The sequence below is a fragment of the Microcoleus sp. genome (assembly GCF_049646505.1).
Lineage (GTDB): Bacteria > Cyanobacteriota > Cyanobacteriia > Cyanobacteriales > Microcoleaceae > Microcoleus.
The window spans coordinates 1-25,500 of sequence record NZ_JBARVX010000026.1 but is presented as its reverse complement, the minus strand read 5'-3'; the positions used below and the strand labels follow the sequence as shown (position 1 = coordinate 25,500).

Below are 25,500 nucleotides of genomic sequence, written 5' to 3'. Positions count from 1 at the left end.
CAGACGGCATTTTGGGTACTGCAATTTGGCCGGGACAGCGCGTAGATGTGCGGATGGCAGACTGCGAAGCCAAGTTTATCATTTTGCGGGAAAACTATTCTTATTACGGCACTTTGAGGGAAAAACTGCAGTGGGCCGGAGCTAGAATTAAGTACAGCAACAATCACCGCAATTAATCCGAAATCATCCACCATTAATCATCAATCTGTAGATACTGTCCGGTTTGTGCGAGCCTGTCATCAGTAATGGGAGCCGATCTTCGCAACAGACTTGTTTAGTCTAAGGGGCGGACAAACTTCACTGATTTCTGATGTCCTTAAACAGCACTTTCTACTGAAACTTGCACCAAGAGTCAGAAACTTTTCTAGTTTCTTGAGATTTACCAAGAAGAAAGTACGATCGCCTGATTGACTCTTTTAAGATACAAAAGGCGGGTTTTAGCAACCATAACAGTCAAAAACCAAGAATCTAGTAAACCAGCCCCGACAGCTTCTGCTTCTGTGCAAAATTTTTTCTGTGAATATGAGCTAACTCATATTCATTGATGCGCGCGATTGCGATACTGAAAAAGTCATCCATACCAAATATTTTTTCATGCTGCAAACATTTTCGCGGACTTTAAATGTATCCCCTGAAGATTCAGAAGCGCTGCTTTCACTTCCATTAACTAGCTTGCTGGAATCACCGGAGTTAAATCAACTTTTGGGAAGTCTCGATACTGATTTGCTGAAAAAAACTTTTCCCACTGCTGCAAGTGTTCTAGCCCAAAAGCTTCCGCCTTTTTACGACTGGTTGCAAACAGAACTAGGACTTACAAACGTCCCTGACAGTCCAGATCATACCACAAAATGGGTAGTGGGTTTTTTGAAGAATGAAGAAAGTTTAACTCGTTTAGTTGAATTGCACAAATCGATTCCCAGCAAAGCATTAGAGCGATCGATTCCTCGCTTAGTTGGCACTTTTGAAGATGTTCAACCCACCGCCGTTAAGGAAGAATGGGAAAAAGCGGTAGCCGCACTTTGTCTGGTACTCGCCGCCGCAGCGCGGGAAAATCAGCCATCTGCTAGCTGAAGCAATTCTGTGTGAGTTTAAACAAAGCGGCTTTTTCGGAAAATTTGCAGTTGCGCGCGATCGATCTCAACAACTACCGGCTTTTTCTTGTTGAGGACGATCGCATTATGCCGATTTAACAACAGCCACTGAGCCAATATTACCACCAGGACTCGTCTTTTGCTAAACTTGCGTTCAAAATGAGCCGTTCGGACGATCGCCTCTTCTAGCTTGTAACAACAGTTTTCCCCTTTCTGGGAAATCACAAAAATTGTTCCCGGTATGTAATCGCCTTCATTTGCCCAGAAAGCATACCTTTCGCCTAAAGTAAAGTAGTGAAAAACATTCTTAGCGGTGGAAGTTCGAGCTAACTTTTCCGAAACGCCCAAAGAATTAAAAATTACTGTGGATCTAATATAATCCGGGTATTTTGCTGCAATTTGCTGAGCAACTTTGCCGCCCAAACTTTCTCCGACGACATCGGGCGGATTTCCGCTGTGAAATTGCTGTTTTATCCAATCAACAGCACCCGCAATTTCCGCTGCTTTTAACTGGCGTTCTAGTTTGGCCATAAATACATCGGGCGTATCTTCCAAAACGCGCTCGAAAGGATACCAAGAACCGTAGCCGCGAATCACGAGCACGGGCGGATTGTTCCCAGAAACCCGAAGGCGACTTTCTGCATAAAAACCAGTACCAGAGTCTTCAAAGACTTTTTCTACGGTATAATTTCCATCAACAACTTGCCCCTCTCCGTGCCGAACGTAAATTGACGGATTGGTGGGTTTGAAAGTATCGTGCAGTTGGGGTTTGGCAAACTTTTCGTAGATGGAATCTAGCAAGTGCCTTCCTGTAGGGCGATCGACAAAATCCAATTGTATTGATCCGTACTAAACTAAAAACAATCTAAAAAAGGTTCGCAGTCAGGAATTTAGTCCTGACTATTAACCTTGTGGAATTCTTACAAAACTCGCAAGGTACTCGCAATACTATCGACTGCTTCCATCGCGCGAATTTCATCGAGCGCTTGCTGAAAATCCCCTTCCCGAACATCGTGAGTCACCACCACAATTTCTGCTAAATTGCCGTGAATACCCGTTTGCACAATTGATTCTAAGCTAACTTTGTGGTTTCCAAAACAAGTACCGAGTTTACCAATTACCCCCGGACTATCCCCCGTCAAAAAACGGGCGTAAAAGCGAGTCACAAGTTCCTGCATTTCAGCAATTTTGCAGTAATGTTGATGAGTGCAACTCAGCAAAGGATGGGGAATCGGAACAGTTTCGGTTTTCAGGATTGCCGCCACATTCAAAATATCCGATACCACCGCGCTAGCTGTGGGGCCCGCACCGGCACCGCGCCCGTACAGCATCAATTGCCCGATCGGCTCTCCCTCGATTAAAATTGCATTGTAAACACCGTTGACACTCGCCAGCGGATGAGTCTTCGCCACCAAAGTAGGATGCACTCGAATCGAGAGGAGTTCCGCTTCTTCATCTCCATTTTGCTTGGAACTTTGGGATTTTTCCTCAGCAATAGCCAACAGTTTAATCACAAATCCCAGCTTGTCGGCATAGTCAATATCAGCCGCACTAACTTTTCTGATACCTTCGCAGTGAACATCGGCTAATTTGATGCGCCCGCCAAAAGCTAGCGAGGCTAAAATAGCAATTTTATCAGCCGCATCCAATCCATCTACATCCGCTGTAGGGTCAGCTTCAGCATAACCTAATTGCTGAGCGTCGGCGAGCACTTCAGCAAAGTCTGCACCTTCACTCTGCATCCGCGTCAGGATGTAGTTAGTTGTGCCGTTAACGATGCCCGTGACAGTTTTGATGCGGTTTGCACCTAAAGATTGTTTGAGGGTTTGAATGACTGGAATGCCGCCGCCGACAGCAGCTTCTAACATCACGTAAACGCCTTTTGCATTAGCCGCGTCGAAGATTTCACTGCCGTAGCGGGCGATAACTGCTTTGTTGGCGGTGACTACGTGTTTGCCGCTGGCAATAGCTTTCAGAATCAGCGATCGCGCCGGTTCCAATCCCCCAATCAGTTCTACTACAATATCAACTTCCGGGTCAGTGGCGATCGCCTCTAGGTCAGTTGTCAGCACATTTTCTGGCAATTGTAAAGACCGAGTTCGAGAAATATCGCGCACTCCCACCCGATATATTTCCAATTCCTGCAACAGCGGATGGCGGCCATCTGGGGAGAGCAAAATCTCTGCAGTTCCCGCGCCAACTGTACCCAAACCTAGCAAACCAATTTTGAAAGCCACGACTTTGACCCGTTGAAACTCACTTAATACACAACTATTGTAAAATATTTTGGACTAAAGTATCTTAATTACTAGATATCTGTTGGAAAAATGCCGACAGTTACTATCACTTAATCAGTAAAATTAACCAAACCGACACTGAGACTATCAAAATTGCCAGTTTTCCTTGCCTGAGCAATTGCTGTTGCTCTTGCTCCATTGTTTTTAACAACAGCTTCTGGCTTTCTTGCTCCAGTTTTCCTTGCCTGATCAATTGCTGTTGCTGTTGATCCATTTTTTCTAACAACAGTTTCTGGTTTTCTTGCTGATGATATGTCTCAAGTTTAAACGCCACCTCGCGCCCTTCCTGAAGCTCGCGGCGCAGCTCTTTTAAACCCGCAGATCCCCCTATTTCCTTGATTAAAGACTCAAATAATGTATAAAGCTCATTTAACTCTAGTTTTTCTTGCAAAAATTTATTGTATGTACTCTCATTCTGTTCAGTTAGCTCACGAATTTCTTCTAATTGCGTCAGAGCTTCACTTTTCGCACGGGATATCCCCACCTCTATAACTTTTGCGATTTCTGCTTTCGCCGTTTCTACACGGGATATCTCCACCTCAATAACTTCTGCGATTTCTGCTTTCGCTGTTTCCGCACGGGATATCTCTGGTTGAACTTCACTTGTCGCACGGGATATCTCTAGCTCAAATTCGCTGGTCGCACGGGATATCTCTACCTCAATAACTTTTGCTATTTCCGCTTTCGCCTTTTCCGCACTGGATACATCTAGCTTAACTTTTCTTACTTGCTCAAGCACCTCATTAGCTCCTGTGATACCCTCACTAATCTTTTTCGAGAGAAGATCGAGTTGATCGGCTATTTCAAAATCATTTTGCATTTTCAAAACTTACCTCTATTACAGTCACTTCACAATAAATTATTTCAGTCTATTTGTCTAACGCATCTGGAAAAGGGCGATCGAGCATAGCCTGACAGAGTAACGATACCAAAGAGCCAGAACGATTGGCTATTTGGTCAGAAAAAGGAAAATGTTTTGGTATAGGTTTCCCTATTTTCTCACGGACTCGCGCTGCTTCATAGACTAAATTTTTGTGTTCTAAATCTTTGGCAATACTTTCTACTAAACGTTTATATTCCTTCTCATTACTATGTTGAAAAACAGACGCTTCCTCAACTGCTTGCCAAGAACAGTTCATTGCCCGTAACAGCAAACAGCGTAGAGAAATATTCTCACTCGGAACATTTTTTAACTCCTCTTTTAAAGAGTTAGTGCAATCAGTATTATTTTCTAATTCCTTTGACAAATCATTGTAATGCTTCTGCAATCTCTTGATTGCTTCTTGCTCCCATTCGTAAAGACTTTCACTTTCAACTTCAGCTAAATTTAAAACAAAATAAGTATCTAAGTATGGATGCCCATTGTCACAGCATTTCAGCAACTTTTCTTGAGTTTCTTGAGGGTTATCTTTGAGCAGGCTTACGTCAACACCACTCGCAAATTCAGCTATCCAACTAGCAGCTTGTTCCGCATCAATAGCATCAATAGTTTGGCAACATTCAAAGTACCTCCTACCAATTCTCTCTATTTCTTCTGTAGTTGCTACCACTAATAAGCGAGAGCGAGGGCGCGTTAGCAATGTGTACCATTGAAAACTCTCTTCTAACCGAGATGTCCCATTATTCTCAAATATCCGAAAAGCTACGCAAGCATCAAACTCGCGTCCTTTGGCTTTTTCTGCATTTAAAATTTCTAGACTCCGTTGCTTTCCATCTGGATTAGTCCAAAGGACTTTCACCTGGTTTGCTGACTGCTGAAGAAAATACCTTTCACCCCGTCCCTCTCCAGATGAGTTTACTGGCAAATCAAAAGAGTCTAAAAACTCTAAAGCTAACTCCGATGAAGGGTATTCTAGTAAGCGCACTTGCTCACCTTCTTCAACAGCATATTTAGGATCGCTTGGTTCGGGAAAACGCCGGCCATGATGCCTAGCATTATTGGCAAAGTCTAAAAACTGATTGGCAAACTTTAAAATATGGCGTGAATTTCGATAATTGTACTTAAGTTCAATGGGCCGGCCTAACTGTAGTTGCCCCCAATCAAAGTCTACGGGTTGAATTCTCTGATTTAAGTCTCCCAACAAGCAGAGAGAAGTTGAAGGTCTCTGGTTTTCCCAATCTTTTCTTACAGCAATTAGAGCTTTTAACTGAGCTAACAAAAAATCTTGGGCTTCATCGACAATTAAAATAGTAGGCCGGTTTTGGTAAGGAGGGGAAGGCGGAGCAGATATAAGTTGAGTCGCAACACCGAAGTTGCAGAGGCGATCCCCTAACCTCTCTAACCTTCTTGTCCACAATTCTGGTCTAATATTCTCAAGAATTTCAATACGTTCTCTATTTTCTTGGAAGATGGCATTTCTATTGTTGTTACCATTTTCCCGATCCAGAACGAAAGCTTGATATAGCAAAACATCTCGCGAACTAATTTTTCCTAAATTGGGTGCTAAACCCTCGAATCTCACTAATTCTCGCAGAGCCGTTAATTCTTCCTCTGAAGTTGCTAGGCGAGCGCCCAATTCTGGATCTACTTTACGTACCCAATCAGGAAAGGTTCCAAGCCAAAAACCTTCTGAATTTTGCTCTTTTATCTTCTTGATCTCTGAGTAATTTTCCAAATCTTCACGCACTGCTGGAGAAACAATAAGCATTGTGTTCCACTTTGGATCGCGATGAAGTTCACAAGCTAGAAGAGCCGCACATACAGTTTTCCCTGTTCCGGGCGCACTCTGAACTAACCAATCTTTTGTAGACCGTATCCCAGACTGTCTCAACTCATCAAATGGCTGTTTTTGGTGATCGGTTAGCACCGGCGAGTAGCGATAATAGTTGGCATAAATAAATTTGTACCAACGATCTTCTTCTTTGTTCCAATTACTATTTTCTAGTGAAATTTCATAAGCTGGATGATATACTAGCGCGGTTCCTTGAGGTTTATTCAATTCTTCTATTGCCTTTATTGCCTCTATTTCCAGCGGATCTGTGCGATCGCGACGGTCAAACACCCGATCGTAAACATCTCCTCGCAAACCAGCTTTAATCACTACAATATTGCCAGAATCTAGTTCCCAGATCACACGCAGTTTACCTTGACGAGTTCGCCACAGTTTTTCATGTCCCTGTAAACTTTTAACATCTTGATGGCTGCCTTGGCTCAAACCACTGATAATCTGGTAAACTATCTGAGAATTGTCATAAGATAGTTTTTGTATCTCGCGAAAGGCTGCCCGAATAATTTTTACTGGCATAGGCTACTTTCTGACCCTCGTAATCCAGAATCTTGCATATCCTTATTATTTACTTATCATATAAATTTTGAGATTTATACTTTTGTAAGTAAACTTAACCAAACCTAGCAAACCAATTTTGAAAGCCACGACTTTGACCCGTTGAAACTCACTTAATCTACAATCATTGTATGACAACCGGGCATTCACAGAATAGCGAGAGCTCCGACTTATTAAATAAGCTGGGGATCTGCATGACTAATGAATCCAGAATTTACACAGCAATTTAAAGCTCCGCATCCATATCTGCTCCCATTTCTCGCAGCCTCTGCGCCAATCTTTGGGCACGCTGCCTTTCTAAATTAACTTGCTGTTCTAGCTGTTGATTCTGCTGTTCTAGCTGTTGTCGCTGTACAGATTCTTCTAGAATTAAATCTTCGACTAGCGGCGGACACAGCACTTCATCCACCGATAAAATAAATTCAGCGAACTGTACAGACTGAACAAGCTGTCCCGGCAAAAATTCCTGGTGAGAATAACTGCTTTCATTTTCGGGGCGGCTGCATACTCGTATTTTCGGTCGATTTGGGTCTACAATCCAATATTCAGGGATATCAATTAAATCGTATTCTGCGCGCTTGCGGATGTAGTCGTCCCGCCAATTTTGACTGGTAACTTCGATAACTAACAGCGGTTTTTCTTCAAAGTCCAGCACTGCGGAACCAGGTTGCGCGCAGACTTGTTCCCACAAACTCCGAGTGCAAATCACAACATCGGGAATGCGGGAAGAGTCTTCTTCAGTTCGGACTGCGGTAGTGACAATTGCAACTAGCGGTAGGTTGTGTGCTGCAAAGAAGCGCCGGAACTGATAAACCAAAAACTCGCAGATTTTGATATGTATTGCTGTGGGTGTTGGCATTTCAATGAGATGTCCCCGATATAATTCATAACAAACACCTGATTCTCCCTGATAGTTCAGATATTCTTCAAATGTCAATTTTTGGGTAGAAGTTATAACCATGTCAGTTATCTCCCTTTTTCGGTGAGCTTACTGTCTATTTTACACTTGTATTGGGTGAATCTGCCCCTGAATAGACTTGCATTGCATTCATTTACTTTCCTATCTTGAAATTATCGGCGTTAATCTGTGTTTATCTGCTTTGCCTCTGCGGTTGAAGGATCGATCGAAGATTTATGCAATCTTGTTTAATGCTGAAAACTGTTTCACAAAAAAATGTAGGGCGAGCCAAAGCCCGCCCTACTATTCAAATTAAATCAGGCAACACATTAATAGGTTTCAACGTGCCAGCGGTGGTCTTTCTTCAACTGTTTCTGATACGCTGTCCAGTCAACGTCGTGCTTGCTCGATGCAGCCGACATTCCCTCATCAATTCCGCCTTCCATGCCCTTCAAACCGCAGATATAAGTGTGAGTGTTTGGCTTTTGAACCAATTCCCACAATTGGTCTGCGTTCTCCTTAATCCGGCTTTGAATGTACATTTTGCCGCCGTCAGCACTCTTTTGTTCGCGGCTGATGGCATAAGTCAAGCGGAAATTGTCGGGGAACTCGCGCTGCAATTGCTCCAACTCTTCCTTGTAAAGAATGTTGGGAGTGTAAGCAACTCCAAAGAACAGCCAAGCTAAACCTTTGAATTTGTAGCCGGGATTGTTTTCTTTGAACATCCGCCACAAATAAGCGCGGAAAGGAGCAATACCCGTACCGGTAGCCATCATAATTACGGTGGCTTCCTCGTCGTCGGGCAACAGCATTTCCTTGCCTACTGGGCCGGTGATTTTGACATCAGCGCCCGGTTCCAAACCGGTGAGAAAAGTCGAACAAACGCCGAATACTTTTTCGCCTGTTTCCGGTTGTTTGTACTCTAGCCGGCGGACGCACAAAGAAACTGTTTTGTCGTCGAGGGTGTCGCCGTGACGGGTGGAGGCGATCGAGTAAAGCCGAATTTTGTGAGGTTTGCCCTTTTGATCTGTCCCATCGGGAATAATCCCGATACTTTGACCTTCGAGATAGTGCAAGTTGCCGCCAGAAATGTCGAAGGTGACGTGGCGGACTGTGCCTTCGCCGCCTTCTCTGACCAATTCTTCTGTTGAAATGCACTTACCAATATAGGGATTGGCCGGCTTGTACAGGTTAACGGGAATCTGAACTTTTTCCTTGGCTTGGGTCATGGGCTTGGTTTTTTCTCCAGATTTCTGACTCTGTGGCCCTGCTTCTGGTGCGACTTTGCCATTAGTTTCGGGAGCGCCGTTTGATGGGCGGATGCTGACGATTTTGCCACCCATGCGAGCAATTCTCCGCATTTCCTGATTCATGCGATCGTAGGGAACGGAGATAAACACGCTGCCGCTACGGCGAATCGGGTGATTTGTTTCGTCAGTTGCTTTGCTCTGACGCATACCCTCGACTTCGTATACAAAGATGCGGCTGCCTGATTCTGAGTTGGCCGCTACACCTGAGATGCTTGGGCTGTACATTTGTTGCTTGTCCTTCACGATACAGAGTTATAAAGAAAGAGAATGTGACGTTAGACTCAATTTACTTTTTTCTTAAGGCCATCTGGACTAATTGGCCGCGCCAATCTTCGGGCCTCGCCGTTGCGGGCGGGCGTGTCCCTTTTTGGTCGATCGCCTCTCTAGTTCCCAATCAGCCGAACATCACGCCGGCTATCGAGTCCGGCTGCGTTCAGGTATTGACCTATAGCTATTGTTGTCTGCGTACTGCCAATATTTTACCCGATCGGGGGATCTGTCCCGATCGCTCCTTCTGCAGAAGGAGATTCGGCAGAGGCAGAGTCCGATATCGGGAGAGGATTTAACTTATCAAAGGGAATACGGCATGGAAATATACAATTTATAATGAAGTACAGCTTAAAGCACGATTTGACTAAATGACGTTGAGCTTGTAGTGGGCGGACGCATTCTGGTAAGATTAAATCACTAAACTTAGCATTAATAGCCAAAAAATTGGGGTAAGATCCCGTCCTATAAGGCAGGCGAGCGGGCAAGCCCGATCGGACGGGAATCGTGATGGAACTATATATTGTTGATTCGCCAGATGTAAAAATCCCGTCTCAACTCCATAGTCCAAAAAATCTCAAATAGGTTGAGGCATCAACCTAGAGGCGAGGCAAGATCGGACAAGCTGTGCTTGCCAGAAGCTGTTTGAATCCACAATCCCCATGCCTTGAGGGATCGGGAGTATGTCAATTGCCTTGAAGATTGCTTGGGTCTTCCCTCGCAGGCAGTCAACTGACTCCTGTATGCTGGTGAGTGCTCGATCCGATCGGGGTAGCAACAAAATCGCACAAAGCCGGCACGCTACCTGCGGGCTGAAATTTTGTGGAATCTAGACTCTTTGTTAGTAAACAGTGATTTTTTTAGAGGGAAACTATGACAAGTAAGCCGGATCGCGTGGTTTTAATTGGCGTAGCCGGAGACTCCGGGTGCGGAAAATCTACTTTTTTGCGCCGATTGACAGATTTGTTCGGGGAAGATTTCGTGACTGTAATCTGCCTTGACGACTATCATTGTCTCGATCGCAAACAGCGCAAAGAAACAGGGATTACCGCCCTTGACCCCAGAGCCAACAATTTCGACCTGATGGCCGAGCAAATGAAAGCTCTCAAAGAAGGTAAGGCGATCGACAAACCGATTTACAACCACGAAACCGGTCTGCTCGATCCTCCTGAGCGGGTAGATCCAAATCACATCATTGTGATTGAGGGGCTGCACCCCCTTTACGACGAGCGAGTGAGAAATCTCATCGACTTCAGCGTCTACCTCGACATCAGCGACGAAGTTAAAATTGCTTGGAAAATCCAGCGCGACATGGCGGAACGGGGCCACCGTTACGAAGACGTGCTGTTTGCAATCAACGCTCGCAAACCAGATTTCACCGCTTACATCGACCCCCAAAAGCAATACGCTGATGTGGTAATTCAAGTATTGCCCACCAACTTGATTAAAGATGACAAAGAGCGGAAAGTTCTGCGCGTGCAGATGATCCAGCGCGAAGGCATCGCCAATTTTGAGCCAGCGTATTTGTTTGACGAAGGTTCAACAATTAACTGGGTTCCTTGCGGCCGCAAACTAACTTGTTCCTATCCGGGAATTAAGATGTACTACGGGCCGGATGCTTTCTACGACCACGAAGTCTCGATTTTGGAACTAGACGGTCAGTTTGAAAATCTGGAAGAAGTTATTTACATCGAAAGCCATTTGAGCAAGACTTCTGCGAAATACGAAGGCGAGTTGACTCACCTGTTGCTCCAGCACCGCGAATATCCCGGTTCCAACAATGGAACTGGTTTGTTCCAAGTATTGGTGGGATTGAAGATGCGGGCGACTTACGAGAAGTTGACTGCGAAGGAAGCGAAAGTGGCTGTTAGTGTTTAGAACGCAGACATGAAATATTTGGGAGGCGCGGTCGCGCCTCTTTTTTTGTGGGTGAAATGAACGGCAGACGGTGATTCAGTTGACAGTTGACAGTTGACAGTTGACAGTTGACAGTTGACAGTTGACAGTTGACAGTTGAGGGCGACCTCTACCTAGAAAAAAGAGGATTGGAGTAATGAATCGTCTGATTTTAATTTATGCTACCAGGGAGAGGCTTTCAGTTGACAGTTGACAGTTGACAGTTGACAGTTGACAGTTGACAGTTGAGGGCGACCTCTACCTCAATGGCTTTATTGCCTATGAAATAGTGAGATGAAATTCGGAAAAAAGGGTTAACCCAAGCATCTTGAGTTAGGGTAGAGTGTTTGGCAATAAAGACTTTAAAAATGTTTTTTAGGCTTAATTGAGGGTAGTTCTACTTTCTTGAATTATCTATAGCGGTTCTCGGAAAGATCGGGTATTCACCAATTCATTAACAATTACAAAATCCCGTAATCTCCGAATCCTCGAATCCCCCAATCCTCCAATCCTCTAATCCCCTAATCTAAAATCTAAAATCTAAAATCTAAAATCTAAGTTGTACCTCATCTTTCCGATCGGCGCAATAATTCGATGCAACCCTGTCTGAATATCGATTAAGAATGCCAAAAACTTTACTGCTGCACCATTACCTTTTCCAGCAATAGCTTCATTCGGTTGCCGATCGCCCCGACATTGGGTTCCTGTAAAATACCTAGATGGTCTCCAGGTACATCGTAAATGGTCAGACTGTCTTTGAGATAAGGTTTCCAGCCTAGATCCGGATCGAGACTGACACTTACGCCATCTTCAGAATCCTGTGCTCTAAATATAACTACTTTCCCAGCATAGGGTTTTGGCACGTAAGCTCGTTCTGCTCGATCAATTATCTTGTCTGTCATCAAATAATCCGCGGTGCAAGACATTGACTCTGTAGGTTCTTTCGCCTTAAGGTATCGCCCGATCGTCTTGCGGGCCAGCACTGTCATTCCGTCTGTAAGTGTCATTATTTTATCGACGACACTACTGACGATGTAACCTATACCCTGCTTAGCAATTTTTTGGGCATGGAAGCGCAGCCGCTGCTGAATGGGTAGGGGTTTGTAGGCAGAGGGCAACATGGAATCAAACATCACCAATAACGCTGTTTCCTGTCCTTTAGCTGCCAATTTTTGAGCTACCTCAAAAGCAACAATACCTCCAAATGACAAACCACCCAAATAATAGGGGCCTTCTGGTTGCACCTTCACGAGTTCATTGATGTAATAGTCTGCGATCGCCTCAACCTGATTGACTGGCCCCTTCACGCCATCTTTAACAAGAGCAATTAAGCCATATATCGGCTGGTCTAGACCCAAATATGGAATTAACGGGTGATAAATAGACACTCCTTCAAACAGAAATAGTGGTGGCACAGATCCCTTCGGTTGAATCTCAACTAAGGAAAGGCTTTGGTTGGGGATATCGCCTTGACGTAGAATCTGGGATAGCTGCTTGATGGTTGGGGCTTGGAAGATAATCGATAGTGGCAAACTCTGCTGGAACTTTTCGTCAATTTTGTCAGCTAAGCGAGCGGCTAACAGCGATGTACCGCCTAAATCCATGAAATTATCCGTAGTGCCGATCGGCTTAATATTGAGTACCTGCTCCCAAATTTGGACAAGTTGAGCTTCTAGTCCATCAACAGGCAACACAATTTCGCTGTACTGAACCAGATCGACAACCTGCGGTTCAGGAAATGCACGGCGATCGACTTTACCGTTGGGAGTCATGGGGAAGCTCTCCATCACTACAACGGCTGCCGGAATCATGTATGCCGGTAGCTTTGTTTGTAGAAAACTACGCAGTGCGGACACCTGAATTGGTTGTCCGTGCTTCGGAATGATATATGCCACTAAGCGCTTTTCACCGGGTACATCTTCCCGTGCCAAAACTATACCTTGCTGCACAGATGGGTACTGTTCCAAATAGGTTTCAATCTCTAGTAACTCAATCCGAAAACCTCGAATTTTTACTTGAAAATCGATGCGACCAATAAACTCTAACGTTCCATTGGGTAAATAGCGGGCACTATCCCCTGTTCTGTAAAGTTTGGCTCCAGGTCGATCGCTAAATGGATTAGCAATAAACTTACTTGCAGTGCGTTCTGCCAAATTGAGATATCCCCTCGCAAGCCCGGGGCCGCCAATATACAATTCGCCAATATCGCCATCTGGCACAAGATTTAGGTTTTCATCCAGAATATAAATTTGGCTGTTGGGAAGAGGACGACCGATCGGAATGTCGGCTTCACTACTGAGATCGTAACCTTCGGCGATCGGGTCAAAAATGGTGGCCGTCACCGTAGTTTCAGTCGGCCCATAGGCATTGAGCCAACGAGGATATTCCCCAACCAATTGTCGCCATTCACCATACAGAGCGCGAGAGGCTTTTTCTCCGCCCACAATCACCAATCTCACATCTGGGGACATGGGAACACGTAGCAATGAGAGTCCGCTGACGAGGCCGTGCCAAAAAGCAGTTGGCAAGTTCAGAATAGTAATGCGTTCTTGCTCAATAAACTCCAGGAATTGGCGGGTAGAGCTAATACTGTCTTCAGTTCGCAGCACGATTGTTGCACCACTTACCAAGGATGGAAATATTTCCTCAATGATGATGTCAAAGCTCATGCTAGAGAATTGAAGTACCCGATCGCCAGCCTGAAGATTAAATGCTTGGACGATCGCCTTGCTGTGGTGAACCATGCCCCGGTGAGCAATCATTACACCCTTGGGATTTCCCGTCGAACCAGAGGTGTAAATAACGTAAGCCAAATCCTCGGGCGCTGTCAGCAGAGACAAATTTTCAGTGCTGTATGGCGCCATATCGTGCCAGTCTGTATCGGGACAAATCACGCGAGCATTGTGTTCGGGCAAAAATTCAACCAGATCCTGTTGAATCAAAATGAATCGCACGCGGGCGTCTCGTAACTTGTACGCTCGGCGCTCGTGGGGATAGGCTGGGTCGATCGGCACATAGGCCGCCCCAGCCTTCATCACCCCCAAAAAGCAAATCACCATTTCCATGCAGCGATTCATACAGATAGCAATCAGTTCATCCGGTTGCACTCCTAGTGCTTGAAGGTAATGGGCGAGCTGGTTTGCGCGTTGATTTAAGGCATCGTAGGTTAATTCTTGCCCTTGAAATGAAAGGGCGATCGCATCAGGAGTTTGCTTAACCTGTGCTTCAAACCATTGATGGATACTCACACAGTCAGATGGAGTTAGATCGACTTGAGAGTCCTCGACAGAGGAAATATCGTGACTAGATAATGGAACATCAACACGGACATCATGGGTAGTTTTTAGTGAATCAGTTTCCTTGTTGGGTGAGTACCCACTATTCGTCAAAACATCTTGAGGGTTCATCATATTTGTGATTTAAGTAGGGCGATCGAGGTTAATAGATGGCTCCCAGCGGGCAATTCCTTGTCCCGCATTCATCAAGCTGACAGCTTTTTGTGGATTGCTTCTCGTGCAGTGTCGAAACTGTCGCAGTGCAGTAATACTGCGTCGAACCAATCTATCACAGTTGCCAGGTCTGCCTGAATATGGCGGCGCGAATCAATGCGCTTTTGGGGAACTTACTTTTTCTCCTGTTTGAATTATACAACTTATTAATTAAGATGTTGTACATCAAGACTGTTTTGGGGATCATCTCATTAGCGTTCGGGGGCGATCGCAGTAAAAAAGCAAAACACAAAGGTAGCATTTCGCGATCGCCTTTTTCGTGACTTTGCCCAGTATTCTCCAAAAAGAAGCGACAGATGGCTTGTAATATTTGACAATCTTGATTTAAACGATGATAAGTGCGATCGATACAAGCTTCTGGTTTAAAAGATGTTAGAGTAACAAATTCTTGGAGTACGTGAAAGGCTTTTCGCACCGTCGATGAGACAGATTCGCGACACAAACCGCTGCGGCTAATGATGAAAAGTGTCCGAGCCATAATTTGATTTTCTTCGATATCGCCTGTTTGTTCGTTATAGTGACATTTTAGTTTAAAATTCCAAGGGTTTTGCACATTTTTTCGGACATCAATGCGACCGCGAATATAGAAAAATTTTTCTATTTTTTCTGTATCTTTAAGATTACTTAATTGCTGTTCTGAACTTATTGTAGCCGATCGCCATTTCCGACACCAGATATCTGAGATGCGATCGCCCTTCGCATCCTTACCCTCATCAATTCCCCTCCCTCTCCCAGTAGTAACACTGGCAAAACCGCTAACAACTGTTCCCGGAAAAGTTAAAATTGTGTCGAAATTACCTAAAGGTGCTATATTCAACTCCGTAAACCCTGAACAGCACTTTCAGGTAATGCAAATTGAGCCACAAATCAACTTCGATCGCTGAGTGACTCAGATTTACCAAATTGTGTCTATACTCGATAATTGAATCCGGCGATCGCGACTAATAACGGGTACATTAAGATACAAACCAGTAGCAGCAATAATGCGATCGGGCAAATCGGGAATTTGCGATCGGTCAACTTGCCTTAAAGTCAAAGCTATATTGCGATCGAAAGGAATTTCCACCAATAAAGCATCATCGCTCTCAACTTCTCTCAATAATAGATCGAGAGTAGCTGAATTAATCCGCCCTCTCTCGCTCAGATAGACAATTTCTGCTAATGTAATTGATGAAAAAGCCACCTGATTTCCCTCGGCAGCTATCTGTTCTATTCTCGTTCTAGCAGTCACCGAAAGTCGCGAATCGGCAAAAATATACCAAATAACAGCATGAGTATCAGCTACAGCACGCAGCATTAGAAATCCTCCCTTGGAAAATTCGCCCATTCTTCCCTCCGAGCTTCATCTATATCAGCAGCAGAAGGTGCAATTCCCAAGTCAGCACATAAACCCCACAATGATTTGCGGGGAGCGGGCCGAACAACTAATTCTCGTTCTATTTCAGGAACTATCGACTTAATCAACCGTAATTTTTCGGCTAGAGACAACTGCTTGACAAGATTTAAAACCGCCTCAAAAGTCATGTTTTTTATATTTCAATTTGCGATCGATGTAATTGTAGCATTTTGGCCAGGACAGCATCGCCGGGTTTGGGTTGAGAAGATTCGTTTACCACCCTTTCCGGAAAACTTAAACTTGTGTCGAAATTCCCCAAACGTGCTATATTCAACTCCGTAAACCCTGAACAGCACTTTCAGGTAATGCAAATTCATCAACGAGTCAACTAAATGCCTCCTACTTTCAAGAAATTAGCTGCCATTGCCATCTTTTTTGTAGCCGTAAAAGTTTTAGTTGACTCCCCCTATTTCAAAGAAGCAAAAAGCTCGATCGCCCACCGAAACGAAGCAAGCGCCACATTAGACCCCCCAAACCTGCGACAAACAGCCGCAAACAAGCCCCCAGCAGCGCATCCAACATCAGTCGATCGCAACTTTGATATCGTAGTGTACGGCGACGAAGTACCGGGGATATGTGCAGCGATATGGGCCAAGAAAACTTTAGGTGAAAAAGGCAAAGTTGCTGTTGTGCGATCGAACTACGCAACCGATCCCTTGGGCGGCGTACTCACGCGCGGCGGTTTAGGTTACGTCGATTTAGATAAAATCCCCGATTGGTATCGCCAACCCTACGCCCAATGCTTCCGGGAATTCTTAGACAAAGCCAATGTCCCCGAATCTTGCTTAGAACCAAAAACGGCCGACAAAGCTCTTAAAGAGATGCTTTCGGAAGCCGGAGTTCAAGTTATTTCCAACTCAACTCTGACTCCTCATGTAGTCAATAATCAAATTGAATATGCCGAAGTCAAAAACACTAAAATCAAAATTAAAGCTAATTCTTTTATTGATGTAACTCAAGACGCAGAACTTGCCAGAAAAGCAGGATTATCTTATTATACAGGATATGAATCGCAAAATATCAAATCAAAAAATGAATCCTTAGCTATATCTGTAGTCCCGACAATTACCGGGCTAACGATCGCCGATTTACGCAAAATAGAAGATGACATTCTCTACGACACCCCTCTAGTAGAAAAGATTAAAGCCAGCATTAGTAAATATAAAGATCCTGCAAGTACAGAGTTCTGGCTGAGGAATTTTTTGACTCCGATTTATCAAGCCTATCGAGACGGCTACAATATCAGAAGCGTAGCCATCGGAGCCGCCTATCACGTAGATAGAAATCTGCCCTTTACTCAAGAGAAAGGCTTCTTTTTCGACAAAGCCAATATTTGCGTTTACAAAGATAACTCCATGTCGTGGAACGGTTTTTTGTTTAAATACAAAGTTGACGAATTGATGAAGATGGAAGCTAACGGCAGAAAACCGACTCCTGAAATGGTTCAAGAAATGTCATACCTGCAAGAATGGCTGCAAAAAAAGTCGGGTAAAGATGTGAGACTATTTATACCGGATGAGATTTATATCAGACAAACTTTGAATGTGCGCGATGTGGTAGCGCCGCTGACGGGGAAGGAGATTATTCTAGGGGGAACTATACCAGAAAAGTCGATCGGCAGTTTTTCCTATGATTTCGACTTGCGGGGCGGAGTCAAGGATTTGGAATCGAGAATTCCGCCGCTGCCGGTGTATAATTTCGGGATAGAGAGCGCTTTGGCGAGTAAAGTGAATAATTTGGCGATCGTAGGGCGATCGTCCGGCTATGTCGGTATGGCGGTATCAGTCGGGCGAATTGCGACAGTGAATATTTATCAAGGACAAGGTGTGGGCGTAGCCGCTGGTTTGGCTAGCAAGTTAGGAGTGCCGCTGAATACGATTACTTCGGCTGAAACGAGAGAAACTTTGGAAGTTTTAACCGGGAAAACTACGTATTTGTCGGGGAGAGATACGAGTTATGGAGTGGATTATAAGGAAGTGAAGTAGATATTAAGAGGATTTTACCGCAGAGAGCGCAGAGAGCGCAGAGAGAGGAGGTTTTTTTACGACATCCAAAACCCTCACAACACTCTTCCCTCTGCGCCCTCTGCGTCCTCTGCGGTTCAAAACTCTTATTAAGAGGATTTTACCGCAGAGAGCGCAGAGAGCGCAGAGAGGGCAGGGATGAGGTTTTTTTAGGACATCCAAAACCCTCACAACACTCTTCCCTCTGCGCCCTCTGCGTCCTCTGCGGTTCAAAACTCTTCTCTTGATGGCGTGGATTATCAAGAGGTGAAATAGATATTAAGAGGATTTTACCGCAGAGAGCGCAGAGAGCGCAGAGAGGAGAGGGATAAGAGGGTTTGTTAGGAGAGGATGAGGCGGCGGATTCCTTCTTTTAAAAAGCGGACATTGAAGTTGATGAGAAGACCGAGAGGATAACCAGTCATTTTCAGGTAGGAGATAACTTGAGCCTCATGGATAGGAAGTATAGTTTGGACAGACTTTAATTCAATAACGAGAGTGTTGGCAACTAGCATATCGTATCTGCCTTCCCCAACCACAACACCCTTGTAAAGCACATTCACCGCAGGCTGAGGTTCAAAAGGAATTCCCCGGCGCGAAAGTTCTTCACGCAACGAATTCTCATATACCGCTTCCAAAAACCCCGGCCCCAACTCCTTATGAACCTCCATCGCCGCCCCAATCACAGCATAAGTCAACTCATTCAGATTCTCTTCCAACACTCTTCTATCCTCTTCTCAAACCAATATCAAAATAATAACCCAAAACCCTCGCAACACTCTTGGCTCTGCGCCCTCTGCGCCCTCTGTGGTTTAAACCTCTTCTCTTCCCTCTCCTGTGGCACAATCATAAATAAGATCAAAATCTGAAGCCACCATGACCGCAAACCTACCACCCCAATACGACCCCAAAGCCACCGAAACCAAATGGCAAAAATACTGGGAAGACAACCAAACCTTCAAAGCTGACCCAGAAAAAGGCGGCGAACCCTACTGCGTGGTCATCCCGCCGCCTAACGTGACCGGCAGCCTCCACATGGGACACGCCTTTGAAGAAACGCTGATTGATGTCCTCGTCCGCTATCACCGCATGACTGGACGCAATACCCTGTGGTTGCCGGGAACGGATCATGCTAGCATCGCAGTTCAAACTATTCTCGAAAAGCAACTCAAAGCAGAAGGCAAAACTCGCCACGATTTAGGGCGAGAAAAATTCTTAGAACGGGCTTGGGAATGGAAAGCTGAGTCTGGCAATACTATTACTAATCAACTCCGCAGTTTGGGCGTGTCTGTCGATTGGTCGCGGGAACGCTTTACGATGGATGAAGGCTTATCCGCTGCGGTTTTAGAAGCTTTTGTGCGCCTGTACGATGAGGGGCTGATTTATCGCGGTAATTACTTGGTGAATTGGTGTCCGGCGAGTCAGTCGGCTGTGTCGGATTTGGAGGTTGACCAGCAGGAAGTTGAGGGCCATTTGTGGCATTTCCGCTATCCTTTGACGGACGGTTCCGGTTATTTGGAGGTGGCGACAACTCGGCCGGAGACGATGTTGGGCGATACTGGGGTGGCTGTGAATCCACAGGACGATCGCTACAAGCATCTTATCGGTAAAACTGTCACTTTGCCGATCGCCAATCGCGAAATTCCAATTTTTGCCGATGAATTAGTTGACCCAACTTTCGGAACAGGCTGTGTCAAAGTGACTCCCGCCCACGATCCGAATGACTTCGAGATGGGTAAGCGCCACAATTTGCCGTTTATTAACATCATGAACAAGGACGGCACTTTAAATGAAAATGCCGGAGAGTTCCAAGGACAAGACCGATTTGTTGCCCGCAAAAATGTGGTGAAGCGGTTAGAAACTGACGGATTTTTAGTTAAGATAGAAGATTACAAGCACACAGTTCCCTACAGCGAACGCGGCAAAGTTCCCGTCGAACCGTTGATATCTACTCAATGGTTTGTGAAAATAGATCCGCTTTCTCAGCGCGCGCTAGAAGCATTAGACAAAAGTAATTCGCCTGTATTTGTTCCTGACAGATGGACAAAGGTTTATCGCGATTGGTTGGTGAAATTGAAAGATTGGTGTATTTCCCGCCAATTGTGGTGGGGACACCAGATTCCGGCTTGGTATGCTGTTAGCGAAACTCACGGCGAAATTACCGACACAACGCCGTTTGTGGTGGCGAAAACTGAAGCTGAGGCTAGGGAAAAAGCTGCGGCTAAATTTGGGCAAGATGTTGAGTTAGCAAGAGATCCAGATGTATTGGATACTTGGTTCTCGTCTGGGTTGTGGCCTTTCTCAACTCTGGGATGGCCGGAAAAAACTCAGGATTTGGATTTTTACTATCCGACAACTACTCTGGTGACTGGTTTTGATATCATCTTTTTCTGGGTTGCTAGAATGACGATGATGGCCGGACATTTTACTGAAAAGATGCCTTTTGATACTGTTTACATTCACGGTTTGGTGTTGGATGAAAAAGGTCAGAAAATGTCTAAGAGTAAAAACAATGGTATTGACCCGCTGTTGTTGATTGCGAAGTACGGGACTGATGCTTTGCGCTACACTTTGGTTAAGGAAGTGATTGGGGCCGGGCAGAATATTCGCATGGAGTACGATCGCAAAACTGATGAATCGAAATCAGTCGAGGCTTCCCGGAATTTCACAAATAAGCTGTGGAATGCGGCCCGGTTTGTGATGATGAATCTGGAGGGACAGACTCCGCAGCAGTTGGGTAAACCTCACCCCCCCCAGCCCCCCCTTGCTAAGGGGGGGAGTAAGAACTCTCCCCTTGCTAAGGGTGGGAGTGATGAAGACTCGCTTTCTCAAGATGGGAGAGAAGGCGGTAGTTTGGAATTGTGCGATCGCTGGATTCTTTCTCGCTATCATCAAGTTGTGCAACAAAGTCGCAATTCTTTGGAAACTTACGGCTTGGGAGAAGCGGCTAAGAATCTTTACGAGTTTATTTGGGGCGATTTTTGCGACTGGTATATTGAATTAGTCAAGTCTCGCTTGCAGCCGGATGCTGAACCGAATTCTAAGAAACTCGCGCAGCAAACTTTTGCTTTTGTGTTGGAAGGAATTCTGAAATTGCTGCATCCTTTTATGCCGCACATTACTGAGGAAATTTGGCACACTCTGACTCAAACTGGTGACGATCGATGTTTGGCTTTGCAAGCTTATCCTGAAGCCGATACATCGCCGATCGATCCAGAATTAGAACAGCAGTTTGAGTTGCTGTTCGGGACAATTCGCACTATTCGCAATTTGCGGGCTGATACTGATATCAAACCGAGTCTGAAGGTGACGGCGATTTTGCAAAGCGAAAGCGAGAAGGAACGCCAAATTCTCTCGGATGGAGGCGTTTACATTCAGGATTTAGCCAGGGTGGAAAATCTGACTGTTACTGCTAGTTTGGATGCAGAGTCTCCGCTTAATCCCCCCCTTGGCAAGGGGGGGCAGGGGGGGTCAATTGCTGGGGTTGTGGGTACTGTACAAGTATTGATTCCTCTGGCTGGGGTGGTGGATTTGGTGGCTTTGCGCGGTAAATTGGAGAAGAAGTTGAGCAAGGTGGAAGCTGAAATTAAGCATACTGCGGCGCGTTTGACTAATCAGAAGTTTGTGGATAAGGCTACTCCTGATGTGGTTCAGGGGGCGCGGGATGCTTTGGCTGAAGCGGAGAAACAGGCGGAGATTTTGCGCGATCGGCTAAAGTTGTTTTAATCGTTGATTGTTGGCAGTTGGTGGTTGGCAGTTGATTGTAGGTTGGGCCCTGGAACGAACCCTCTGTTTCACTCCGCCCAACCTACATATAGCCTTTCAAGCGAAAGATGAGGTGCCGCTGGGCTTATGGTATGTGGCATTGCTCGTTACTTTCGCTCTGCCTGGTAATGCAGATAGGCGAGGAAGAGCCTCCTTTGAGGAAGGAAACTTACAGGAGAGAGGACTGTAGGAGGTGTTTAAGTTATTAAGTTTTCGATCCTTAATTACCATTAGTGAAGCCAGATTTATTGGCAACTGATTTAGGATCGCTACAATGGAAGTGGCGTTACAATTTGATAAACGGCCACTATTCCCATTATTAGTTTGTACTAGGTCGAATGCTCGGAGTCCAGCTTTTTACCCTAAAAAAAATGGCATTTTTTTAAACTAAGTCAATAAAACTTAATTTGCTGCCATCACTAATTCCCCGTTCCCCTCGATTACTTCGCCAATTTCAAAAGCACCAATTTCCTGAGATTCAAACCATTTAACAGTTTGTTCTACTTCTGTGCGATCGACCAACAGCACAAATCCAATTCCCATATTAAAAGTATTGAACATATCTGCCGCCGCAACTTGCCCAGCTTCCGCAATCCAGTCAAAAATTGGCAAACTCGGCCAGCTATTGCAGTCAATTTTTACAGATTGATTTGCTCCCAAACAGCGGGGCAAATTTTCCGGCAAACCGCCGCCGGTAATGTGAGCCATGCCGTGAATATCCAAACCGCTGTTAATCGCTGCGAGGACTGGTTTCACATAAATTTTAGTTGGAGTCAGCAGCACTTCTCCTAAACTTTTGCCGCCTAATTTTTCTGGTTGCGAATGCCAATCTAAACCCCTGTCGCCGACAATTTTTCTCACCAAACTAAAACCGTTGCTGTGGACGCCCGAACTAGGGAGCCCCACAGCCACATCTCCTACCCGCACCCGCGAACCGTCCAACAACTTGCTTTTTTCGACAATTCCCACGCAAAACCCAGCTAAATCGTATTCACCCGCTTGGTAAAAACCGGGCATTTCTGCCGTTTCTCCTCCTAGCAAAGCACAGCCGGCTTGCTTGCAACCGTCAGCAATGCCGGCTACCACCGCAGCTAATTGTTCGGGATTTAACTTTCCTGTGGCCAAATAATCGAGAAAAAATAGGGGTTCGGCAGCGGATGTCAGTACGTCGTTGACGCACATTGCCACTAAGTCGATACCTACCGTGTCGTGCCGATCGAGATTGTGGGCCAATTTCAACTTAGTCCCAACGCCGTCAGTGCCCGAAACCATCACCGGCTCTTTTAAACCCTCCGGGACGCTAAAAAACCCGCTAAAGCCGCCGAATCCGCCCAAAACTCCCGATCGGTGGGTGCTCTTGACTGTATTCTTGATGCGATCGACAAAAGCTCTGCCCGCCTCAACATCCACACCTGCTTCTCGATAATCCATAAGTCCGCCAAATCGATTTCTAAGTTTTAGTTTATGCCGATAACGGTTAACGCTTAACACTTGACAAACAGCTTTTTTCAGGCTAGGCACTGGGCAGCCCCTAAAATCGGCTCAAGTTTTGTAAAGTTTTGTAAAGTTTTCTGGAACTGCTAAAACGGCTGCAAGCACTGCAATCTAAGCATTATCTCAGACTGAAATCTGGGAAGATATACTCAATTTTTGGTAAATTTCGTGCTGTGAGCGATCCCCAAGCGCAAAAATTTGTGGTAGTCTGTTGCAGTTCGTTACCAAAACACAAATTGCAGATCGAGTATGAGTTGTCAAGTATCGGGGAAGTTTCGACCAAAATTTTTTGGGGCTGAAGCATTAAAGCAAAAACGCACCCGGATACTCTGCTGTGACTCGCGGGGGAATGGCGAAGGACAAACAGAGAAATCTGTGACACCCGACCGCCGAATGGCAAATCCTCCTATCTCGCTTGGCAATGGCTATTCACAAAAATGGACGTATGAAGGAAAAATTTGTTGGTGGTCTACTCGCTGTCCTGTTAGTTCCTGTGGTAGGAACGGCCTCTTCTTGTCACGCACAAGCAACAGATGCCGTCAAGCAAAACTCTCAGGATTCGCAGCAAGTAATTGCCGCCCAACCGTCCCCGCAGTTAAACGCTAAGCGGGTCGAAGCACAAAAAGTCGGACAGTATCAGTATCAAGCCAAAGCTGAAATTGACCGAGACTCGATCGCCAAAATTCAGTCCCACGACTTGGGCGGACGACAAGCAGCGACAGTCTACGTGCGAAACATTCCAGTCATCACATTTCTCAACCCCAGTCCGGAAAAAAATACCAAAATCCGAGAAACTGGCAACAGCCAAGTCGGTGCTAGCAGTCAGTTGAAAGTAGCGGGCGCGAAAGAAAATACCAAAGTAGGAAACATTGCCAGCAACGAAAGCACCGAAGAAGCAGATCCAGTGTGGCGGGCATCCAGCTTGGCAGCAAAACTCAACCAGCTAGCCCGCAACAACATCGATCCGAACAGCATTACCGTGAAGTGGGAAAAACAAGATCGCTACAGGATCGAGGCAAACGGGGAGGACTTGGTAAACATCAACGCCGAAACCATCCTCCCCGACACCACCAGCGACTTGGGCCGAGACGCCCTGCAAGCAACCAATCGCCTCCGCCGGCTTCTGGGCAACGCCCCACCCTTGGAAGCAGTCGCAGGCAAACCCCAACCAGAACGCCCCATCCTTTCTATGGGCCCAGTTCAAGTGCGGCTCAGCGGCTGGGCTTCCTGGTACGGCCCGGGTTTTAACGGCAACCTCAGCGCCAGCGGCGAGCGTTTTAACCAAAATGATATGACCGCAGCCCACCGCCACTTGCCCTTCGGAACTAGAGTGATGGTGCGAAATCTCGACAACGGTCGCACCGTAGTTGTCCGCATCAACGACCGCGGCCCCTATGTGGGCGATCGGCTGATTGACTTGTCTGCAGGCGCGGCCAGCGTCCTGGGAATGATCGGCAGCGGTGTTGCGAGAGTGGAAATCGAAGTGATCGAACCGCAGCAGCAAACAACTGTAGAACGGTAAAGGGCACACTCAGGCACAATACAAAAGTTATCCGCAGTCGAGAAGGCAGAAACTAGATTGAGACTCCCCGGTTTACACAAACAGGGAGTCTTAGGACTTATTTGCCCTAATATCCTGATTTTCGGGTTCCCAAATTCGCCGCGGAGATATCAACAAGCGCGGTGATTTTTTTTGTGTTTAAATCCTTGCATTAAATGATATCGTTTCCGGTTTCGGAATGATTTAACCACAGAGAACACAGAGAACACAGAGAGAGAGCCCAGAGCAATGAATACAGGACGATGAAGAGAGGAATTGATATGACATTTTGCGGTTGATTCGTTGGGCTTTCCGTTTTTTTACCATTTGGTTTGAACTGGCATCTAAGCCTGGGAAAGCAAAAAAGCAGCACAAGAAAAATCCTGTTTTTTAAGAGTAAAAATAACGGTAAAATCTCTGATGAAATTTATTGGAATTGATTTAGGTTGGAGTTCAGGAGCCAGCGGTTTGTGCTGCTTAAACTGGGAAAATAATCAGTTACAATTAATCGAGTGCGATCGCCTCTTAGCAACCAACGACATCCTCGGCTGGCTCGACACCCAAATCTCCCCAACCGAACCAGCGATCGTCGCCGTAGACGCACCCACAATCATCGCCAATCCTACCGGAATGCGCCTCGCCGACAAACTCACGCACAAACATTTTGGGCGCTACCACGCAGGCTGCTATCCCGCCAACCTTTCCCGCCCCTTCGCCCAAAAAACCGTAGAATTCGGCCTCAGTTTAGAA

The 25,500-nt window shown here is 45.7% G+C and carries 19 protein-coding genes and 1 pseudogene; 7 read left to right on the top strand and 13 right to left on the bottom strand.

Annotated features, from left to right (window positions below):
* A pseudogene (gene ppnK, locus WBA89_RS01935) lies at nt 1-176 on the top strand (NAD(+) kinase); the annotation flags it as partial.
* A 418-nt stretch (nt 177-594) separates the two neighbouring features.
* On the top strand, nt 595-1,071 hold the full coding sequence (locus tag WBA89_RS01930; protein WP_424403566.1) for a hypothetical protein: 477 nt from the start codon (nt 595-597) through the stop codon (nt 1,069-1,071).
* Between the two features lie 17 nt (nt 1,072-1,088).
* Here the strand turns inward: WBA89_RS01930 and WBA89_RS01925 are convergent, their stop codons facing one another.
* The 6 genes from WBA89_RS01925 to petH all read right to left on the bottom strand — a co-directional run bounded on the left by WBA89_RS01925 (nt 1,089) and on the right by petH (nt 9,105).
* Nucleotides 1,089-1,925 (bottom strand): alpha/beta fold hydrolase, encoded by an 837-nt coding sequence (locus WBA89_RS01925; RefSeq protein WP_424403564.1) that lies wholly within the window; start codon nt 1,923-1,925, stop codon nt 1,089-1,091.
* An 86-nt stretch (nt 1,926-2,011) separates the two neighbouring features.
* Nucleotides 2,012-3,328 (bottom strand): homoserine dehydrogenase, encoded by a 1,317-nt coding sequence (locus WBA89_RS01920; RefSeq protein WP_424403562.1) that lies wholly within the window; start codon nt 3,326-3,328, stop codon nt 2,012-2,014.
* 106 nt (nt 3,329-3,434) lie between these two features.
* Nucleotides 3,435-4,208, bottom strand: a complete 774-nt coding sequence (locus WBA89_RS01915) for a hypothetical protein (RefSeq protein WP_424403560.1) — start codon at nt 4,206-4,208, stop codon at nt 3,435-3,437.
* 49 nt (nt 4,209-4,257) lie between these two features.
* Nucleotides 4,258-6,633, bottom strand: a complete 2,376-nt coding sequence (locus tag WBA89_RS01910) for a hypothetical protein (protein ID WP_424403558.1) — start codon at nt 6,631-6,633, stop codon at nt 4,258-4,260.
* Between the two features lie 265 nt (nt 6,634-6,898).
* On the bottom strand, nt 6,899-7,633 hold the full coding sequence (locus WBA89_RS01905) for a Uma2 family endonuclease (RefSeq protein ID WP_424403556.1): 735 nt from the start codon (nt 7,631-7,633) through the stop codon (nt 6,899-6,901).
* Between the two features lie 266 nt (nt 7,634-7,899).
* Nucleotides 7,900-9,105, bottom strand: coding sequence for a ferredoxin--NADP reductase (gene petH, locus WBA89_RS01900; protein WP_424403554.1), 1,206 nt, complete (start codon nt 9,103-9,105; stop codon nt 7,900-7,902).
* 915 nt (nt 9,106-10,020) lie between these two features.
* On the opposite strand from petH, the gene WBA89_RS01895 reads away from it, so the two are divergent.
* Nucleotides 10,021-11,025 carry a phosphoribulokinase gene (locus WBA89_RS01895; RefSeq protein ID WP_424403552.1) on the top strand — a complete coding sequence of 335 codons (1,005 nt, stop codon included), beginning with the start codon at nt 10,021-10,023 and terminating at the stop codon, nt 11,023-11,025.
* A 653-nt stretch (nt 11,026-11,678) separates the two neighbouring features.
* On the opposite strand, the gene WBA89_RS01890 is transcribed toward WBA89_RS01895, so the two are convergent.
* The 5 genes from WBA89_RS01890 to WBA89_RS01870 all read right to left on the bottom strand — a co-directional run bounded on the left by WBA89_RS01890 (nt 11,679) and on the right by WBA89_RS01870 (nt 16,076).
* Nucleotides 11,679-14,453 (bottom strand): non-ribosomal peptide synthetase, encoded by a 2,775-nt coding sequence (locus WBA89_RS01890; RefSeq protein WP_424403550.1) that lies wholly within the window; start codon nt 14,451-14,453, stop codon nt 11,679-11,681.
* A gap of 9 nt (nt 14,454-14,462) precedes the next feature.
* Nucleotides 14,463-14,603: a hypothetical protein gene (locus tag WBA89_RS01885; protein WP_424403548.1), complete on the bottom strand. Its 141-nt coding sequence runs from the start codon at nt 14,601-14,603 to the stop codon at nt 14,463-14,465.
* Between the two features lie 4 nt (nt 14,604-14,607).
* A complete protein-coding gene (locus WBA89_RS01880; RefSeq protein WP_424403546.1) occupies nt 14,608-15,369 on the bottom strand; it encodes a 5-methylcytosine restriction system specificity protein McrC in 762 nt (253 codons plus the stop codon).
* 78 nt (nt 15,370-15,447) lie between these two features.
* Nucleotides 15,448-15,849 (bottom strand): type II toxin-antitoxin system VapC family toxin, encoded by a 402-nt coding sequence (locus tag WBA89_RS01875; protein ID WP_424403544.1) that lies wholly within the window; start codon nt 15,847-15,849, stop codon nt 15,448-15,450.
* The gene (locus tag WBA89_RS01870) at nt 15,849-16,076 is read right to left on the bottom strand and encodes a hypothetical protein (RefSeq protein WP_424403543.1); all 228 of its coding nucleotides are present in this window, start codon (nt 16,074-16,076) and stop codon (nt 15,849-15,851) included. Before WBA89_RS01870 ends, WBA89_RS01875 begins: the two co-directional genes overlap by 1 nt.
* A gap of 204 nt (nt 16,077-16,280) precedes the next feature.
* Between WBA89_RS01870 and WBA89_RS01865 the strand changes: the two genes are divergently transcribed.
* Nucleotides 16,281-17,933, top strand: coding sequence for an FAD-dependent oxidoreductase (locus tag WBA89_RS01865; protein WP_424403541.1), 1,653 nt, complete (start codon nt 16,281-16,283; stop codon nt 17,931-17,933).
* Between the two features lie 359 nt (nt 17,934-18,292).
* Here WBA89_RS01865 and WBA89_RS01860 read toward each other — a convergent pair whose 3' ends face one another.
* Nucleotides 18,293-18,673, bottom strand: coding sequence for a GxxExxY protein (locus WBA89_RS01860; RefSeq protein WP_424403539.1), 381 nt, complete (start codon nt 18,671-18,673; stop codon nt 18,293-18,295).
* Between the two features lie 154 nt (nt 18,674-18,827).
* Between WBA89_RS01860 and WBA89_RS01855 the strand changes: the two genes are divergently transcribed.
* On the top strand, nt 18,828-21,677 hold the full coding sequence (locus tag WBA89_RS01855) for a valine--tRNA ligase (protein WP_424403537.1): 2,850 nt from the start codon (nt 18,828-18,830) through the stop codon (nt 21,675-21,677).
* Nucleotides 21,678-22,118: 441 nt separating this feature from the next.
* On the opposite strand, the gene purM is transcribed toward WBA89_RS01855, so the two are convergent.
* Complete coding sequence (gene purM / locus WBA89_RS01850; RefSeq protein WP_424403535.1) at nt 22,119-23,147, bottom strand: phosphoribosylformylglycinamidine cyclo-ligase; 1,029 nt, start codon at nt 23,145-23,147, stop codon at nt 22,119-22,121.
* 508 nt (nt 23,148-23,655) lie between these two features.
* Here purM and WBA89_RS01845 point away from each other — a divergent pair.
* The gene (locus WBA89_RS01845) at nt 23,656-24,732 is read left to right on the top strand and encodes a septal ring lytic transglycosylase RlpA family protein (RefSeq protein ID WP_424403533.1); all 1,077 of its coding nucleotides are present in this window, start codon (nt 23,656-23,658) and stop codon (nt 24,730-24,732) included.
* Nucleotides 24,733-25,170: 438 nt separating this feature from the next.
* The coding region (locus WBA89_RS01840) for a DUF429 domain-containing protein (protein WP_424403531.1) at nt 25,171-25,500 on the top strand (330 nt) is incomplete at its 3' end.

What these genes read in the sequence shown, in the direction of transcription:
- WBA89_RS01930 (WP_424403566.1), top strand. Translation starts at nt 595, where the DNA reads ATGCTGCAAACATTTTCGCGGACTTTAAATGTATCCCCTGAAGATTCA.
- WBA89_RS01915 (WP_424403560.1), bottom strand. Translation starts at nt 4,208, where the DNA reads ATGCAAAATGATTTTGAAATAGCCGATCAACTCGATCTTCTCTCGAAA.
- WBA89_RS01910 (WP_424403558.1), bottom strand. Translation starts at nt 6,633, where the DNA reads ATGCCAGTAAAAATTATTCGGGCAGCCTTTCGCGAGATACAAAAACTA.
- WBA89_RS01905 (WP_424403556.1), bottom strand. Translation starts at nt 7,633, where the DNA reads ATGGTTATAACTTCTACCCAAAAATTGACATTTGAAGAATATCTGAAC.
- petH (WP_424403554.1), bottom strand. Translation starts at nt 9,105, where the DNA reads ATGTACAGCCCAAGCATCTCAGGTGTAGCGGCCAACTCAGAATCAGGC.
- WBA89_RS01895 (WP_424403552.1), top strand. Translation starts at nt 10,021, where the DNA reads ATGACAAGTAAGCCGGATCGCGTGGTTTTAATTGGCGTAGCCGGAGAC.
- WBA89_RS01890 (WP_424403550.1), bottom strand. Translation starts at nt 14,453, where the DNA reads ATGATGAACCCTCAAGATGTTTTGACGAATAGTGGGTACTCACCCAAC.
- WBA89_RS01875 (WP_424403544.1), bottom strand. Translation starts at nt 15,849, where the DNA reads ATGCTGCGTGCTGTAGCTGATACTCATGCTGTTATTTGGTATATTTTT.
- WBA89_RS01870 (WP_424403543.1), bottom strand. Translation starts at nt 16,076, where the DNA reads ATGACTTTTGAGGCGGTTTTAAATCTTGTCAAGCAGTTGTCTCTAGCC.
- WBA89_RS01865 (WP_424403541.1), top strand. Translation starts at nt 16,281, where the DNA reads ATGCCTCCTACTTTCAAGAAATTAGCTGCCATTGCCATCTTTTTTGTA.
- WBA89_RS01855 (WP_424403537.1), top strand. Translation starts at nt 18,828, where the DNA reads ATGACCGCAAACCTACCACCCCAATACGACCCCAAAGCCACCGAAACC.
- purM (WP_424403535.1), bottom strand. Translation starts at nt 23,147, where the DNA reads ATGGATTATCGAGAAGCAGGTGTGGATGTTGAGGCGGGCAGAGCTTTT.
- WBA89_RS01845 (WP_424403533.1), top strand. Translation starts at nt 23,656, where the DNA reads ATGAAGGAAAAATTTGTTGGTGGTCTACTCGCTGTCCTGTTAGTTCCT.